Source organism: Manganibacter manganicus (assembly GCF_002075885.1).
GTDB lineage: Bacteria > Pseudomonadota > Alphaproteobacteria > Rhizobiales > Rhizobiaceae > Mesorhizobium > Mesorhizobium manganicum.
The window spans coordinates 26,706-40,979 of the sequence record NZ_MDET01000056.1 but is presented as its reverse complement, the minus strand read 5'-3'; the positions used below and the strand labels follow the sequence as shown (position 1 = coordinate 40,979).

Annotated in this window: 14 protein-coding genes and 1 riboswitch; of the genes, 6 read left to right on the top strand and 8 right to left on the bottom strand. The window is 59.5% G+C overall.

All coding sequences use genetic code 11. The annotated features are described in order from the left end of the window. Positions 1-31 precede the first annotated feature (31 nt). Positions 32-1,126, bottom strand: a complete 1,095-nt coding sequence (locus BFN67_RS20685) for a 2'-deoxycytidine 5'-triphosphate deaminase (RefSeq protein WP_080921468.1) — start codon at positions 1,124-1,126, stop codon at positions 32-34. A gap of 82 nt (positions 1,127-1,208) precedes the next feature. Continuing rightward, positions 1,209-1,286: riboswitch (SAM riboswitch) on the top strand. A 69-nt stretch (positions 1,287-1,355) separates the two neighbouring features. Here BFN67_RS20685 and BFN67_RS20680 point away from each other — a divergent pair. Next, positions 1,356-2,543 (top strand): O-succinylhomoserine sulfhydrylase, encoded by a 1,188-nt coding sequence (locus BFN67_RS20680; RefSeq protein WP_080921347.1) that lies wholly within the window; start codon positions 1,356-1,358, stop codon positions 2,541-2,543. A 65-nt stretch (positions 2,544-2,608) separates the two neighbouring features. Further along, complete coding sequence (gene apaG, locus BFN67_RS20675) at positions 2,609-3,001, top strand: Co2+/Mg2+ efflux protein ApaG (protein ID WP_080921346.1); 393 nt, start codon at positions 2,609-2,611, stop codon at positions 2,999-3,001. 39 nt (positions 3,002-3,040) lie between these two features. On the opposite strand, the gene BFN67_RS20670 is transcribed toward apaG, so the two are convergent. From BFN67_RS20670 to BFN67_RS20660, 3 genes are all read right to left on the bottom strand, one after another. Next, on the bottom strand, positions 3,041-4,042 hold the full coding sequence (locus BFN67_RS20670; protein WP_080921345.1) for an Hsp33 family molecular chaperone: 1,002 nt from the start codon (positions 4,040-4,042) through the stop codon (positions 3,041-3,043). A gap of 102 nt (positions 4,043-4,144) precedes the next feature. Continuing rightward, positions 4,145-5,056: an ornithine carbamoyltransferase gene (gene argF / locus BFN67_RS20665; protein ID WP_080921344.1), complete on the bottom strand. Its 912-nt coding sequence runs from the start codon at positions 5,054-5,056 to the stop codon at positions 4,145-4,147. An 11-nt stretch (positions 5,057-5,067) separates the two neighbouring features. Next, positions 5,068-6,243 (bottom strand): aspartate aminotransferase family protein, encoded by a 1,176-nt coding sequence (locus BFN67_RS20660; RefSeq protein ID WP_080921343.1) that lies wholly within the window; start codon positions 6,241-6,243, stop codon positions 5,068-5,070. 342 nt (positions 6,244-6,585) lie between these two features. On the opposite strand from BFN67_RS20660, the gene BFN67_RS20655 reads away from it, so the two are divergent. Beyond that, on the top strand, positions 6,586-7,104 hold the full coding sequence (locus BFN67_RS20655; RefSeq protein WP_080921342.1) for a GcrA family cell cycle regulator: 519 nt from the start codon (positions 6,586-6,588) through the stop codon (positions 7,102-7,104). Positions 7,105-7,191: 87 nt separating this feature from the next. Here BFN67_RS20655 and phoU read toward each other — a convergent pair whose 3' ends face one another. Further along, the gene (gene phoU / locus BFN67_RS20650) at positions 7,192-7,914 is read right to left on the bottom strand and encodes a phosphate signaling complex protein PhoU (protein WP_080921341.1); all 723 of its coding nucleotides are present in this window, start codon (positions 7,912-7,914) and stop codon (positions 7,192-7,194) included. A 104-nt stretch (positions 7,915-8,018) separates the two neighbouring features. Further along, the gene (locus tag BFN67_RS20645) at positions 8,019-9,284 is read right to left on the bottom strand and encodes an ATP-binding protein (protein WP_080921340.1); all 1,266 of its coding nucleotides are present in this window, start codon (positions 9,282-9,284) and stop codon (positions 8,019-8,021) included. 88 nt (positions 9,285-9,372) lie between these two features. Between BFN67_RS20645 and ppk2 the strand changes: the two genes are divergently transcribed. Then, complete coding sequence (gene ppk2 / locus BFN67_RS20640) at positions 9,373-10,299, top strand: polyphosphate kinase 2 (RefSeq protein ID WP_080921339.1); 927 nt, start codon at positions 9,373-9,375, stop codon at positions 10,297-10,299. Between the two features lie 13 nt (positions 10,300-10,312). On the opposite strand, the gene BFN67_RS20635 is transcribed toward ppk2, so the two are convergent. Together BFN67_RS20635 and BFN67_RS24595 are read right to left on the bottom strand one after the other, a co-directional pair. Then, positions 10,313-12,292: a glycosyltransferase gene (locus tag BFN67_RS20635; RefSeq protein ID WP_080921338.1), complete on the bottom strand. Its 1,980-nt coding sequence runs from the start codon at positions 12,290-12,292 to the stop codon at positions 10,313-10,315. Continuing rightward, positions 12,247-12,690 (bottom strand): hypothetical protein, encoded by a 444-nt coding sequence (locus BFN67_RS24595; RefSeq protein WP_192856895.1) that lies wholly within the window; start codon positions 12,688-12,690, stop codon positions 12,247-12,249. The genes BFN67_RS20635 and BFN67_RS24595 overlap by 46 nt, the downstream gene beginning before the upstream one ends. Between BFN67_RS24595 and BFN67_RS20630 the strand changes: the two genes are divergently transcribed. Beyond that, positions 12,602-13,429, top strand: a complete 828-nt coding sequence (locus BFN67_RS20630; RefSeq protein WP_080921467.1) for an ABC transporter substrate-binding protein — start codon at positions 12,602-12,604, stop codon at positions 13,427-13,429. The genes BFN67_RS24595 and BFN67_RS20630 overlap by 89 nt on opposite strands. A gap of 182 nt (positions 13,430-13,611) precedes the next feature. After that, a complete protein-coding gene (locus tag BFN67_RS20625) occupies positions 13,612-14,268 on the top strand; it encodes a response regulator transcription factor (RefSeq protein ID WP_080921465.1) in 657 nt (218 codons plus the stop codon). Positions 14,269-14,274 lie beyond the last annotated feature (6 nt).

Below are 14,274 nucleotides of genomic sequence, written 5' to 3'. Positions count from 1 at the left end.
CCGATTTGATCGCGGAGCGATGTGAGATGATCTACCGCGCGGTACGGAAGTGCTTTGACAGTTTCAGGCCCTGTGCCTGATAGTTCGAGCCGAGGTCGGTTCCGTAAAGCGCTGCGGGCCGGGCCAACATGTGCTCATAAACCAGTCGCCCGACGATCTGGCCGTGATCGAGAATGAACGGCACGTCATGGCTGCGCACTTCAAGCACTGCGCGGCTGCCGGTGCCGCCGGCTGCGGAATGGCCGAAGCCGGGATCGAAGAAGCCGGCATAATGCACGCGGAATTCACCGACGAGCGGATCGAAGGGCGTCATCTCGGCGGCATAGAGCGGCGGCACATGCACGGCTTCGCGGCTCACCAGAATGTAGAATTCGTCCGGATCTAGAACGAGTTCGCCGGCGCGGCGCTTGTAGAGCGGCTCCCAGAAATCCACGATATCCTGTGCTGCGCGCTTGTCCACGTCCACAAGACCGGTGTGATGCTTGCCGCGATAGCCGACAAGCCCGTTTTCATCGCCGGCGAGATCGATCGACAGCGCGATGCCGCCGCCCGAAACATTCGCCGGTTCGGTGGCTACCAGCGTTTGCGCGCGGTGGAGGTCGAGCAATTCACTTTCCGACAGCAGCGCACTGCCCGTTCTGAAGCGGATCTGCGACAGGCGCGAACCGGCACGCGCCACGATCGGAAAGGTCCGCGGGCTGACCTCAAGATAAAGCTGCCCGTGATAGCCGGCGGCGATCTTGTCGAACTCCTGCCCATGATCGGTCATCACGCGGGTGAAGATGTCGAGCCGGCCGGTCGAGCTTTTCGGATTGGCCGAGGCTGAAATATCGGCGGGCAGCGCTAGCGTTTCGAGCAGCGGCACGATATAGACGCAGCCCGTCTCCAGCACCGCGCCTTCAGTGAGGCTGATCTCGTGCAATTGCAGCCGTTTCAACTTATCGGCGACCTTGTGATCGGGGCCGGGCAGGAACGAGGCGCGCACGCGGTAGGCGCGTTCGCCCAGCCTGAGATCGAGGCTGGCCGGTTGAATCTGGTCATGGTCAAGCGCGCGCGTCGCTTTCAGCGCGCCCGTCCCGAACAGCGCCGCGATATCCTGATCAGGAAGAATGCCTGTCTTGCGCAACAATTGCTCTGCCTAGCGTAGAACCGTTGCGATTTCTTACCCCTGTCATTTATTGACGCAAGCCGTAGCGAGGTCTAAAGGATCGTTATCCCGTGGTGATTTGGCCGGTCGGCTTGCAGCCACGTTAAACAAGTCGCTAAAGGACCGTCGGCCACATGGCCATATGGACCGGTTGCGGCTTTCGCGGCCGGTTTTTTTGTGTCGGCCGGTTTTTATCGGAACGGAGCCCATGACAGACAAGACGCGCAACTGGAAGCCTGAAACCACTCTCGTCCACGCCGGCACGCGCCGATCGCAGTTCGGCGAGATGTCCGAGGCATTGTTCCTGACCCAGGGCTATCTTTACGAAACTGCCGAATCCGCCGAGGCGCGCTTCAAGGGCGAGGATCCGGGCTTCATCTATTCGCGCTACGCCAATCCGACCGTTGATATGTTCGAGCAGCGCATGTGCGCACTGGAAGGGGCCGAGGATGCCCGCGCCACCGCATCAGGCATGGCTGCGGTGGCAGCGGCCATATTGTGCAGCCTGAAGGCCGGCGATCATATCGTGGCGGCGCGCGCCACCTTCGGCTCCTGCCGCTGGATCGTCGAAACGCTGGCGCCACGCTATGGCATCGAGTCGACGCTGGTGGACGGCCGCGACATGGCCAATTGGGAAGAGGCAGTGAAGCCGAATACCAAACTGTTCTTCCTGGAAAGCCCCGCCAACCCCACGCTTGAGGTCGTGGATGTCGCGGCGGTTGCGGCTCTGGCGAATTCGGTTGGTGCGCGCTTGGTCGTCGATAATGTCTTTGCGACGGCGCTGCAGCAAAAGCCACTCGAGCTCGGCGCCCATGTCGTCGTCTATTCGGCCACCAAGCATATCGATGGGCAGGGCCGCTGCCTGGGTGGCATCGTGTTGTCGGACGAGCAGTGGATTAAGGAAAACCTGCACGACTATTTTCGCCATACCGGCCCATCGATGTCGCCTTTCAATGCCTGGACGCTGCTGAAGGGGCTGGAGACCTTGTCGGTGCGCGTTGCCCAGCAGACACGCAGCGCCGGCAAGATCGCCGATTTCCTTGCCGATCACAGCGCCATCGATCGCATTGTTTATCCGGGACGGGCCGATCATCCGCAGGCCGATATCATCAGAAAGCAGATGTCGGGCGGGTCCACCCTGATTGCCCTCGACGTCAAGGGCGGCAAGGCATCTGCCTTCGCTTTCCAGAATGCGCTCGATATCGTGCTGATCTCCAACAATCTCGGCGACGCCAAGAGCCTGATCACGCATCCCGCCACGACAACGCATAAGAACCTGACCGACGAAGCGCGTGCCGAACTCGGCATCGGTCCGGGTACTTTACGCTTGTCGATTGGGCTGGAGAATGCCGACGACCTGATCGCCGATCTCGATCAGGCGTTGCGCCGGGCGTAGCATCCTATCGTACGGTTGACCGCAAAGCGAGGTTATTGAAAGCTCGCATTTGAGGAGGCGACGCCATGTATCGCGCCGTTACGCACAATATCGAGGTCGAAGTCGAGCCGTTCTATCTGGAGGAGCAGTCCAATCCGGAAGAGGGGCACTATGTCTGGGCCTATCGCGTGACGATCGACAACCGCTCTGATGAGTGGGTCCAATTGCTGTCACGCTATTGGCACATCACGGACGGCGTCGGGCGTGTCGAGGAGGTGAGTGGCGACGGTGTCGTCGGCGAGCAGCCGGAACTCAAGCCTGGTGACAGCTATCAATACACCTCCGGTTGCCCACTTTCGACACCTTCGGGCATCATGGTCGGGCACTACACCTTGCGCAATGATCGCAGCGAGATGTTCGATATCGCAATTCCTGCCTTCTCGCTCGACATGCCGGGCGCGATGCACACCGTGAATTGAGGTAACTGCCGCCCGTCAGGCTGAGGCGGCAGTTCCAGGCTACTTCGCTGGAGAAAATTCCGCTGGATCGAATGTATATTCGGTCGAGCAGAATTCGCAGGCGACGTGGATTTCGCCGTTCTCCGTGCTTTCCGTGATTTCCTCGGCCGAAAACCCGTCGAGGATGCCACGGATTTTGTCGCGCGAGCATGAGCAACGGTCGTCCACCCTTACCGGCTCGAACACCCGGACGCCCTGCTCGTGAAACAGGCGATAGAGCAGGCGCTCGGCACCGACGGTAGGATCGATCAGTTCCGTCGGTTCGGTGGTGGCCAAGAGGGTCAGCAACTCCTGCCACGAATTGTCCTGCAGGGCTTCGATCTCATCGCCAGGATCGCCGTCGCCACCCGGCAAGTCCGGCATGCGCATGCGCTCGGGCGCCTGCGGCAGGAATTGCGCCAGAACGCCACCGGCGCGCCATTGCTCATGACCGCCCGGCGCGACCAGCTTTGCCACGCCGAGCCGCAAATCGGTGGGGATTTGCTCGGATTGCCGGAAATAGACGCGAGCCGCTTCTTCCAGCGAAATGCTGTCAAGCTGCACAATGCCCTGATAGCGCTGCATATGCTGGCCCTGGTCGATGGTCAGCGCCAGCACACCAGAACCCAGCAGCGTTTCGGAGGAAGCTTTGCCGGAGTCCACGAGTTCGGCCACGCGCTCGGCATCGAAGCGGGCATAGGCGCGCAACGCATGCGGCGTGGTAAAATCGGCCACCAGCAGGTCAACCGGGCCGTCGGTTCTGGCCTGCAGGATGAACTTGCCCTCGAATTTCAGCGAGGTGCCGAGCAGCACCGCAAGCACGCAGGCTTCGGCCAGAAGATGAGCGACCGGCTCGGGATATTTGTGGCGATTGAGGATGGCGTCGAGGGCAGACCCAAGCTGGACGGCGCGGCCGCGCACGTCGAGCGAAGCGACGGCGAACGGCACGACGTGATCGTCGCCGGCATGGCCGAATTCGCCAAGCCGGGGCTCGTGTTCGGTGGTCGGATTAATGTCGGTCATGGCATGGCTCCGGGGCGCGGCATCCGTCCCTGTAAAGGAGCATGCCTGAAAACGCCTTCGATTTGCGTGATGCCCGCCAGATAGGTATCGATACGGTTCCGATCAAGCGCCGAGGCACCAGGCCAGTACGGCCTTCTGCGCATGCAGCCGATTTTCAGCCTCGTCGAACACCACGGAATGCGGCCCGTCGATAACCTCATCGGTTACTTCTTCGCCGCGATGGGCGGGCAGACAGTGCATGAACAGGGCACCCGGCTTGGCCTTGGCCATCAGCGCGGCATTGACCTGATAGGGCAGAAAAACATTATGGCCGCGTGCCCGGTGTTCCTGGCCCATCGAAACCCAACTGTCGGTGACGACGCAGTCGGAGCCGTCCACCGCTTCCTCGGCCGAGCGCATGAGGCGCACCTTGCCGCCGTTCTTTTTCGCCCACTCGACATATCTGTCCATCGGTTCGCTGCCTTGCGGCACCGCAATGTTGATGTTGAAGCGGAACCGCGCGGAAGCTTCCAGCAGCGAATGCAGCACGTTGTTGCCGTCGCCCGTCCAGGTGAAGGTGCGGCCTGCCACCGGGCCGCGATGCTCCTCGAAGGTCAGCATGTCGGCCATGATCTGGCAGGGATGGGTATCGTCGGTCAGCGCGTTGATGACCGGCACCGTGGCATGTTCGGTCAGTTCCAGCAGCCGCTCATGCGCGGTGGTGCGGATCACGATCGCATCGACATAACGCGACAGAACCCTGGCGGTGTCGGCTATGGTCTCGGAGCGGCCAAGCTGCATTTCGCTGCCGGTGAGCATGATGGTCTCACCACCAAGCTGGCGCATTCCCACGTCGAAGGAAACACGGGTTCGCGTCGAAGGCTTTTCGAAAATCATCGCCAGGACCTTGCCCGCGAGCGGCTTCGAATGTTCGCCGGCTTTGAGGCGCGCCTTGCGGCTTGCCGCGTCGTCGAGCATGGCCCGCAGCTCGGTTTCGGAGATTGCAGAAAGGTCGGTAAAATGGCGCAAGGTCATGATATGCAGTCTTATTTCGTGGCCGCTGCGGCGGCGACGCGAATGCGTTCCAGTGCCTCACCGATTTCCGCGTCGGTAACGGTCAGCGGCGGCAGAAGGCGAATGACATTGTCGCCGGCCGGCACGGCCAGCAGCTTTTCGGCACGCAGCGCCGCATTCAGCCTGGCGTTCGGCACGACGCATTTCAGGCCGAGCATCAGCCCACTCCCCCGCACGCTTTCGATGACCTGCGGGAATTCGTCGGCTACCCCGGCAAGGCCCTGCTTGAGGAGCAGCGCCTTACGCTGCACGTCTTCCAGAAAACCGTCTTCCAGCACCACGTCGAGCACCGCGTTGCCGACAGCCATGGCCAGCGGATTACCGCCGAAGGTCGTGCCATGCACACCTGCCGTCATGCCGCTTGCAGCTTCTGCGGTAGCCAGGCACGCGCCCATCGGGAAGCCGCCGCCAATGCCCTTGGCAATCGCCATCAAGTCTGGCGTGATGCCTGCCCATTCATGCGCGAAAAGTTTTCCGGTGCGGCCGATACCACATTGCACTTCGTCGAAAATCAGCAGCAGGCCGTGCTTGTCGCAGAGCTGGCGCAGGCGTTTGAGCGATTGCACCGGAACCTCGCGGATGCCACCTTCGCCCTGCACCGGCTCGATCAGGATCGCCGCCGTTTCCGGCGTAATCGCCTTTTCGGCAGCATCAAGATCGTCGAAGGGAACCTGATCGAAGCCCTCGACCTTCGGACCGTAGCCTTCCAGATATTTCTGCTGGCCGCCAGCGGCGATGGTTGCCAGCGTGCGTCCGTGGAAGGCGCCCTCGAAGGTGATGATGCGGAAACGTTCGGGATGGCCATTGGCATACTGATAGCGACGCGCGGTCTTGATGGCGCATTCCAACGCCTCGGCACCGGAATTGGTGAAGAACACCTTGTCGGCGAAACTCGCCTCGGCCAGCCGCTCGGCCAGCCGCTCCTGGGCGGGGATTTGGTAGAGATTGGAGACATGCCACAGCTTGGCGGCCTGCTCGGTTAGCGCGGCAACCAGATGCGGGTGGCTATGGCCGAGTGAATTGACGGCGATGCCGGCGGCAAAGTCGAGATATCGTTCGCCCTTGTCGCTGACCAGCCAGGAACCTTCGCCACGCTCGAAGGTGAGAGGCGCGCGTGCAAATGTCTCGAAAATCGCCGAACCGCTCATTATATGCGTCTCCGGAGTCGCAAAAAATCAAAAAGCCGCCAACGCGGCGGCCTTGCGGCTTATCGGGTCTTTCCTTTGCGAAGTCAACGGAAACGTCGTGTCCGGCTCTCGACCGACACGAGGACGTTTAAGCAGCCGGGCAAGTTGGGGAAAACCACAAAAAGCGAATCGGTGTTGCCGTTCGGACTCTTGTCACGGAGTCCACCGATAAGGTAGTTATAGATCCGAAATTGCTAGATTTCGTGCGGCGGACCTCATCACTGCGTATATGTGGTGTACCCGATGAAGATCGGGAACGGGAATGGATTCTGCCCGCCGCATGCTAAACAGGAGTGCAGTCTTATGAACTGGACTGACGAACGGGTCGAACTCTTGCGGAAGTTGTGGTCGGAAGGCTTGAGCGCAAGTCAGATTGCCGCCCAACTTGGCGGCGTCAGCCGCAATGCCGTCATCGGCAAGGTACATCGCCTGAAGTTGTCAGGGCGCGGCCGTGCCAGCACAACTCCGCCGCGTCAGAAGAAGGCTTCTTCCGCAGGTGCCAGCGTGGCAAGAACCGTATCGCGTGCAAGCTCGCCGCGTCAGGTGACTGCTACGATCGGCGCTACGGCATTGCAGATGCAACTCGATGCCGAGCCGGCAGCGCGCCAGTATACGCGGCCTGTTGAGAATGTCGTGCTGCCGATTTCACGCCATTTGCGGCTTGTTGAACTTACCGAACGGACCTGTAAATGGCCGAACGGCGATCCGCTGTCGGAAGAATTCCATTTCTGCGGCAACGACACTGCCGAAAGCGGACCATATTGTACCTATCATTCCAAGCTTGCTTTCCAGCCGGCCGCGGAGAGGCGTCGGAGCCGCTGAGCGCACGGCCTGGTTGGATTCGAAACCATATGGCAAGGCCGGGCATGGGAACATGCCTGGCCTCTGTCTTTTCGGAAATGATAGCCGCTATTTCGGCAGCAACAGGGACGCTGTGACGCGGTCCGTCTTGTCGCCCTTGGGACGTTCATTCGCCATTTGCTCGCCAGTGACGATGTGGTAGATCGTTTCGGCAATGTTAGTGGCATGATCGCCGATGCGCTCGACATTTTTGGCACAGAACAAAAGATGCGTGCAGGGCGTAATGTTGCGCGGATCCTCCATCATGTAGGTCAGTAATTCGCGGAATAGCGATGTATACATGGCGTCGATATCGTCGTCGTGGTCGCGTATGAAACCGAGTTTGGTCACTTCGCGTGACGCATAAACATCCAGCACCTCCTTGAGTTGCGAGAGCGCCAGATCGGCCAGCGCCTCGATGCCGCGAAAAAGGCTGACAGGCTGCTGGCCTTCGGTGGCGGCTACAACCCGCTTGGCGACGTTCTTGGCCAGGTCGCCGATACGTTCAAGATCGGCCGAGATGCGGATCGCGCCAATGACTTCGCGCAGGTCTCGTGCCATGGGCTGTCGCCTGGCTATCACGCTAACGGCTTTTTCATCAATGTCACGCTGGCTTTCATCAAGTATCGGATCGTCGCGGACGACCTTCTGGGCGAGACGTGTGTCGGCACTGACGAGAGCGGTAATCGCCTGCTCGACCATGCGCTCGGCATGGCCGCCCATGGAGGCAATCCGCCTGGCGAGATATTTCAGTTCATCGTCATAGGCGCTGACGGTATGCATGGGCTGCATGAGCGGGTTCCTCCCGACGAATCGGCCTGCCGGTTATCGATCAGCGCTGATACGCCAACTCCATGACAATATGGCGAAGGATCTCCGGCAAAGGCAATCGTGCCTTAGCGGACAGGCAGATGCACGGTGAAAGCCGCGCCTTTGCCGAGTTCCGATTCTATTGACAGCCGGGCCTCATGGCGCGTGAGGATATGTTTGACGATGGCGAGGCCAAGTCCTGTGCCTTTGCGGGCGTGGCTGGTTTCCGCGTCGATCCGATAAAATCGCTCCGTGACGCGCGGAATATGTTCTTCAGCGATGCCGGGGCCAAAGTCGCGCACCGTCACGATTATTTCGGGTTCGGCCGCGCCTTCACTGCGACGGATCGATACCACCACCCGGCCACCGGATCGACCATATTTGCACGCGTTTTCAAGGAGGTTCTCGAAGACCTGAAACAACTCATCCCGGTTGCCGGCAAGCTCGAAAGATCCGTCGGAGAAATCGCGTTCGATAGCGACGCCGTTCTCGGTCGCCTGCGGTGTTAGGGAGGCGATGACAGTCTCGATGATCTTCGCGATATCGACTTGGGCTTCGAATGTCAGATGCGGCTTCATTTCCAGTCTGGACAGGGACAGCAGATCGTCGATCAGCCGCGACATGCGCCGCGTCTGGTCCTGCATGATCTGTAGGAACTGCTCGCGTGCCTTGGCGTCGTCACGTGCGGGGCCGCGCAGGGTCTCGATGAAACCGGCGATGGATGCCAGCGGCGTGCGCATCTCATGGCTGGCGTTGGCAATGAAATCGGCGCGCATGCGGTCGATGCGTCGGGCTTCGCTCTGATCCTTGCAGATCATGAGATAGAGCGCGGTATCGTGGCCAACCGCAGAAACGCTCATCCGGTAAACACGCTCGACCGGCAGTTTGCTGGACGTTTCGACACTACCGGAGGTGGCTTCGCCCGAAAGCACCCTCTCGATAAGTGCCTGAACTTCGGGTGCGCGGAATTTGAGTGCCAGTGACATGCCGGTCGCCAACCGGAAAGTGTTGGTTGCGGCGGCATTGGCATGGATGATGGTTGCGTTGTTGTCGAACACGATCAGCGGATCGGTGATCGCAGCAGCCAGATACTCACCGGAGAGACTTTTCAGAGCACCGGCTTCGATGACGGCTGCGCGATCTGCCGACGCTTTGTCCTGATCGACAGGCCACGCCGCCGCGGCAATGAACAGCGCGGCCAGCGTCAAAGCCAGCATGGAAACGGACTCGCCGGCAAAGGCATAGACCAGCAGGACTGCCGCGAGCCCGGCACCCAACAACCAGCGGCTATGCCAGATGCGGTCGAGTGACTGTCTTATTCTGCCGCGTTCCTGATCGGCCGTGCGCGCCATCCCCATACCCGTTGATCGTCCCAATTGGCTCTGGACCGATAATCTGGGTCCACATAGCATGCATGTGACGACGAAAAAGGTTGTTTGAATGAAAAAGAAAAAGCTCGTGGTGGATGAAGCGGTCGCGGGGACTCCGGAGGCTATAGCGGATACGCCCGTCTTGAAGGTCGTGATTGGCGGCAAGGCGCACAGTTTCGACATCGACGATCCCGATCTGCCGCGATGGGTCGACGATCATAAGCTTACGGCCGGTGGCTATCCCTACGACAAGAAGATGAAGCGGGGTGATTACGAGGATGCGCTGAAAGCTTTGCAGATCGAACTGGTCAAGGCGCAGGCATGGCTGCAGGCGACCGGCAAGCGTGTCATCGCCTTGTTCGAGGGACGCGATGCGGCTGGCAAGGGCGGCACCATCTTCGTCATCCGGCAATATCTGAACCCGCGCAGCGCCCGCAACGTGGCCCTGCCGAAGCCTACCGAAACCGAGCGCGGCCAGTGGTATTTCCAGCGCTATGTCGCGCATTTCCCGACAGCGGGCGAGTTCGTCACCTTCGATCGCTCATGGTACAATCGCGCCGGCGTCGAACCGGTCATGGGATTCTGTACGCCTGCCGAATATGATCGGTTCCTCGAGGAAGTGCCGCATTTCGAGCGTATGATTCACAATGAGGGTATTTATTTCTTTAAATTCTGGCTGAACATTGGACGTGAGACGCAGTTGAAGCGTTTTCATGACCGGCGCCACAGCAAACTCAAGAACTGGAAATTCTCACCGATTGACATTGCCGGCATAAATCGCTGGGATGATTATACCGCCGCTCGCGATTTGATGATCCAGCGCTCCCATATGGAGTTTGCTCCGTGGATTATCTTGCGCGCCAATGACAAGCGCCGCGCTCGAATTGGCGCGATCCGACGCCTTCTCTTGTCGCTTCCCTATGAAGGGCGCGATCTCGATGCCATCGGCAAGGAAGATGACAAGATTATCGGCGAGGGCTTGCTTTTCGCAGGATAGTGAATGGCAGAACCTACATCTGCCTTGAGGGACCGCCAGAGGCGGGCGGCGCGATAATCACAGCCTCATGCGGGGTCTTTTCCCAGTGGTGTGGCTCGCGCCACAATTGCCATACTGCCCGCCAGCCTGCGAACGAGAGCATGGCCCAGTAAAAGGGAGTCAAAACCACCGTCAGCCAGAAGCCATGCCTTTCTTCTCTGGAAAGCGTCTGCCAGCCAAGCAGCAGAAAGGACAGATATCCGCATACGATATTGGCCGTGTCGATGACGAACAGCACAGAATGCAGATATCCGGTTGGATGGGCCATGAGCATTTGGGTGGCTACGATGGCGAATGTGGCGAGCAACAGTGGGTGAAGCAAGGCGGAAATCAGCATGCCCGCAAGCAGCGCCTGCAACACGATGAAGGATTTAAGGCCGAGATCGGTGTAAAGTTGCCATGGGTTGCGCATGTGTACGAGCCAGGTTTGCCCCCAGCCTTTGAACCATCGCGTGCGTTGTGGCAGCCAAACGGCGAAGCGGGTGGGAGCCGCTTCATAGGTTGGTCTCGAAATCGTTTCCGCGCGATAGCCGAAGCGGGCGAGCCGCATGCCAAGGTCTGCGTCTTCGGTCACATTGAACGGATCACACCCACCGACCGCGCGCAGGGCAGCCATGCGGAAATGGTTGGATGTTCCACCCAATGGCAATGCGAGCCGGTTGCGTGAAAGCCATGGCAGCAGGGCGCGGAACAGGCCCGCATATTCGAAAGCAAACATGCGGGCCAGCGGCCCTTGATGGCGATTGGAGATTTCCAGTGGCGCCTGCAGAACAGCCAATTTCGGCCCGGCCGCAGAAAAGCGCTGCCAGGCTTCGGCCAATTGCAGCGGATCCGGCCAGTCCTCGGCGTCATACAGTGCAACGAACTCGGCATTGGTCAGCGATAGGGCATAAGCCAAAGCCTTGGGTTTGGTCCTCGGTTCCGCCGCCGGCACTTCAATGACTTCGATGTGAGGAGGCAGATCGACGGAGTTGATTACCGCCAGTGTCGCATGGTCGCTGGCCTCGCATACGAGTTTGATCTCAAGACGGCCGCGTGGCCACGTAATGCGGTCGAGTGCGATCAGCAGATCGGGAACGATGTCGGCTTCCTTATAGAGGGCGACCAGCACCGCATAGACCGGAACCTCGCCCTCTGGAATGGGAATTTGGTGTCGTGCAGGCGGAGCGGTCCCCACGGACGCGAGGGCGGCGAAACGCAAGGCGACGCATAGAAAAAAGAAGAATGTCGCCACGACGTGCAGAACACCAAGAACCATGTCGGGGGAAAGCACCAGCCCGACCGGAAGGAGGGCCATGATGATGCCCAGCACAGTCCCTTGCCAGGCATTGGCGACGATGCGGGCCGACATTTTCGGACTGCTCTCGAACAGGCCGTTGATGGCCTTTTGCAACAGCGCAGGCCGGGCATTGGAAAGAACCGCCTTTCGCAACTGGTTGGGCTCAACCATTCTGAGGCGCCCGGTCAGACCCGGATGGGCGGCGATCCATGCGCGCATCCGGTTAAGGTCGATGGCTTCCGGTGTGATCAGGAAAGAAACAATACCATTTTTTTCCAGAAGTTTGACTGGAACCCGCCCGTGGCGCCCGCGCAATAGGTTGGCCGCATGATCTTCACCGATCACCAGTCGCTCAGGGTCGATCACATCTATGAATGCGAGGCCAAGGTCTTCGGCAATGGCGCGGGTAAGGTTCGCTGAGGTCAGAAGACCCGAAGCGACAAGCATGTATTGATAAGAACATTGTTGTTCACGCGCCTGCATGGCGATGTCGAGCGCCACACTATAGGGAACGGCAAGCCTGAGCAGGACTGATCCCCATTCCGCGAGTTCCGGAAAGAATATTTCGGTCAGGCCGGTCGCATATTCGTGCCTGTCGGGGCGCGCCACTCGTCCAGATGCGCGCCATTCTATCTCTGGCAACGCAAGCCCATTGCCACCGTCAGATGGTTGCATTCCAATGCCCCAATTTTGAACGCGAACCCCTTCGCGCCGGCATTCCGCATTGCCTGATCCGGACTGCCTGTGTTGTCGACCATCGACTCTTGCCGGTTGCCCTTTCGGCTTTTAAGAGTCGACGGCGGTATCAGTTCGGTATGGAACCGCCTGCTTTTGGCGGGATACCTCTCCTTTTCGTGTTCAGTTCTCAAACAATAACGCGAAATTGCATCGTTGAAACCAAAAAGCATTGTGCCTGCATCGGTTTCGTAACAAAACGAAGCTTGAGAAAGGAATGGCGGTTTGCGGGCTTTGTGGATTGTCATCATGCTTGCCGCGGCGATTCTGACCGTGCCCGCAGTTTCTGCGGCGAAGTCCGGTACTGGGCCAGATATACCTTTGTTCTGGAACGCCACGGAAAGATTGCCTAAGCCGAACCTGACCGCTTTACCTCGCCTCAGATTTTTGACGACGACCGATTTCCCACCTTTCAATTTTCTCGATTCTGCCGGTCGGCTGACCGGGTTTCATGTCGATCTCGCCCGCGCCATTTGCGCGGAACTTGAGCTGGCCGGGAAATGCCAGATCCAGGCGCTGCCTTGGGATGAACTCGACAGCGCACTGCAAGAGGGCGAAGGCGAGGCGGTAATCGCTGGACTGGCCGTCACCGCTAAGTCGCGCGAGAAATACGCCTTTTCCCGCTCATATCTGCAATTTCCGGCGCGTTTTGTCGTCCGTAAAGGCGGGCAGCCGAGGCAGCCGGTCTTCGATGCATTGAAGGGCAAAAAAATCGGTGTGCAGGCCGATACCGCGCATGAGCGTATGTTGCGGGCTTATTTCGCCAATTTCGATATTGTCACCTATGCTGAGGCGAACGAGCTTTACCAGAGTCTTGAAAGCGGCAAGACCGATGCGATTTTCGGCGACGGCATGCGCCTTTCCTTCTGGCTTGCCGGCGATCAGGCCAAAGGCTGCTGCCGCTTTGCCGGAGGCCCCTATCTGGCGCCGGAATATCTTGGCACGGGCATGGCAATCGCGGTCAAGGCCGACAATCCCGACCTTGCAAATGCACTGAACTATGCGCTTCAGGCATTGACGGCAAAGGGGACGTTCTCAGAGCTTTATCTGCGCTATTTTCCCGTGAGTTTTTATTGAGTTAGCCGTAAATACCGATTGTTGTGACATTGTTGGCGGCCATTGTTGAGATGCTGCCGTCGCCGGATGATGTTGGCAAGCCGCCTAAAATGGTGTTTGCGCTTGAAAAATCCGGCGGTCGCTGCGTAGTTTCGGGCTACCAGCCCAATCAGAACGCAAAAACGGGTCAGGGAGGGGAAAGAGTGCCGGGAGGTTTGACCTTCGTAATAGCTGATGATCATCCGCTTTTTCGCGGTGCGTTGAAAGAAGCGCTCGTCGGCATGGGCGATGTTGCCGCAATTCACGAGGCCGGCGATTTCGAGAGCGCCAAGGCGTTGATTTCCGCCAATGAGGATGTCGATCTCGTGCTGCTGGATTTATCCATGCCGGGTGCGAGCGGCCTGTCGGGATTGATCTCGCTGCGAGGCCTGCACCCCTCCGCGCCCATGGTCGTGGTTTCGGCGCATGACGACGCGGCGACGATTCGCCGGGCATTGGAACTTGGCGCGGCCGGCTTCATTTCGAAATCGGCAAGCATGGACGAAATACGCCACGCCGTTCAAACCGTGCTGGCGGGAGATATCGCAGCGCCCGTGGGGGTCGATCTCGGCACCGAAGGCGATCCCGAGGTTTCCGATCTGATCGGGCGCTTGCAGACGCTGACGCCGCAACAGACAAGGGTGCTGGGCATGTTGGCGGAAGGGCTGCTCAACAAGCAGATCGCCTTCGAACTGAACGTCTCCGAAGCTACCGTCAAGGCGCATGTATCAGCGATTTTGCAGAAGCTCGGCGTCGACAGCCGCACGCAGGCCGTGATCCGGCTTGCAAGGATCGGCAACGATCCTTTGGCGGCGAGTTGATCGCAA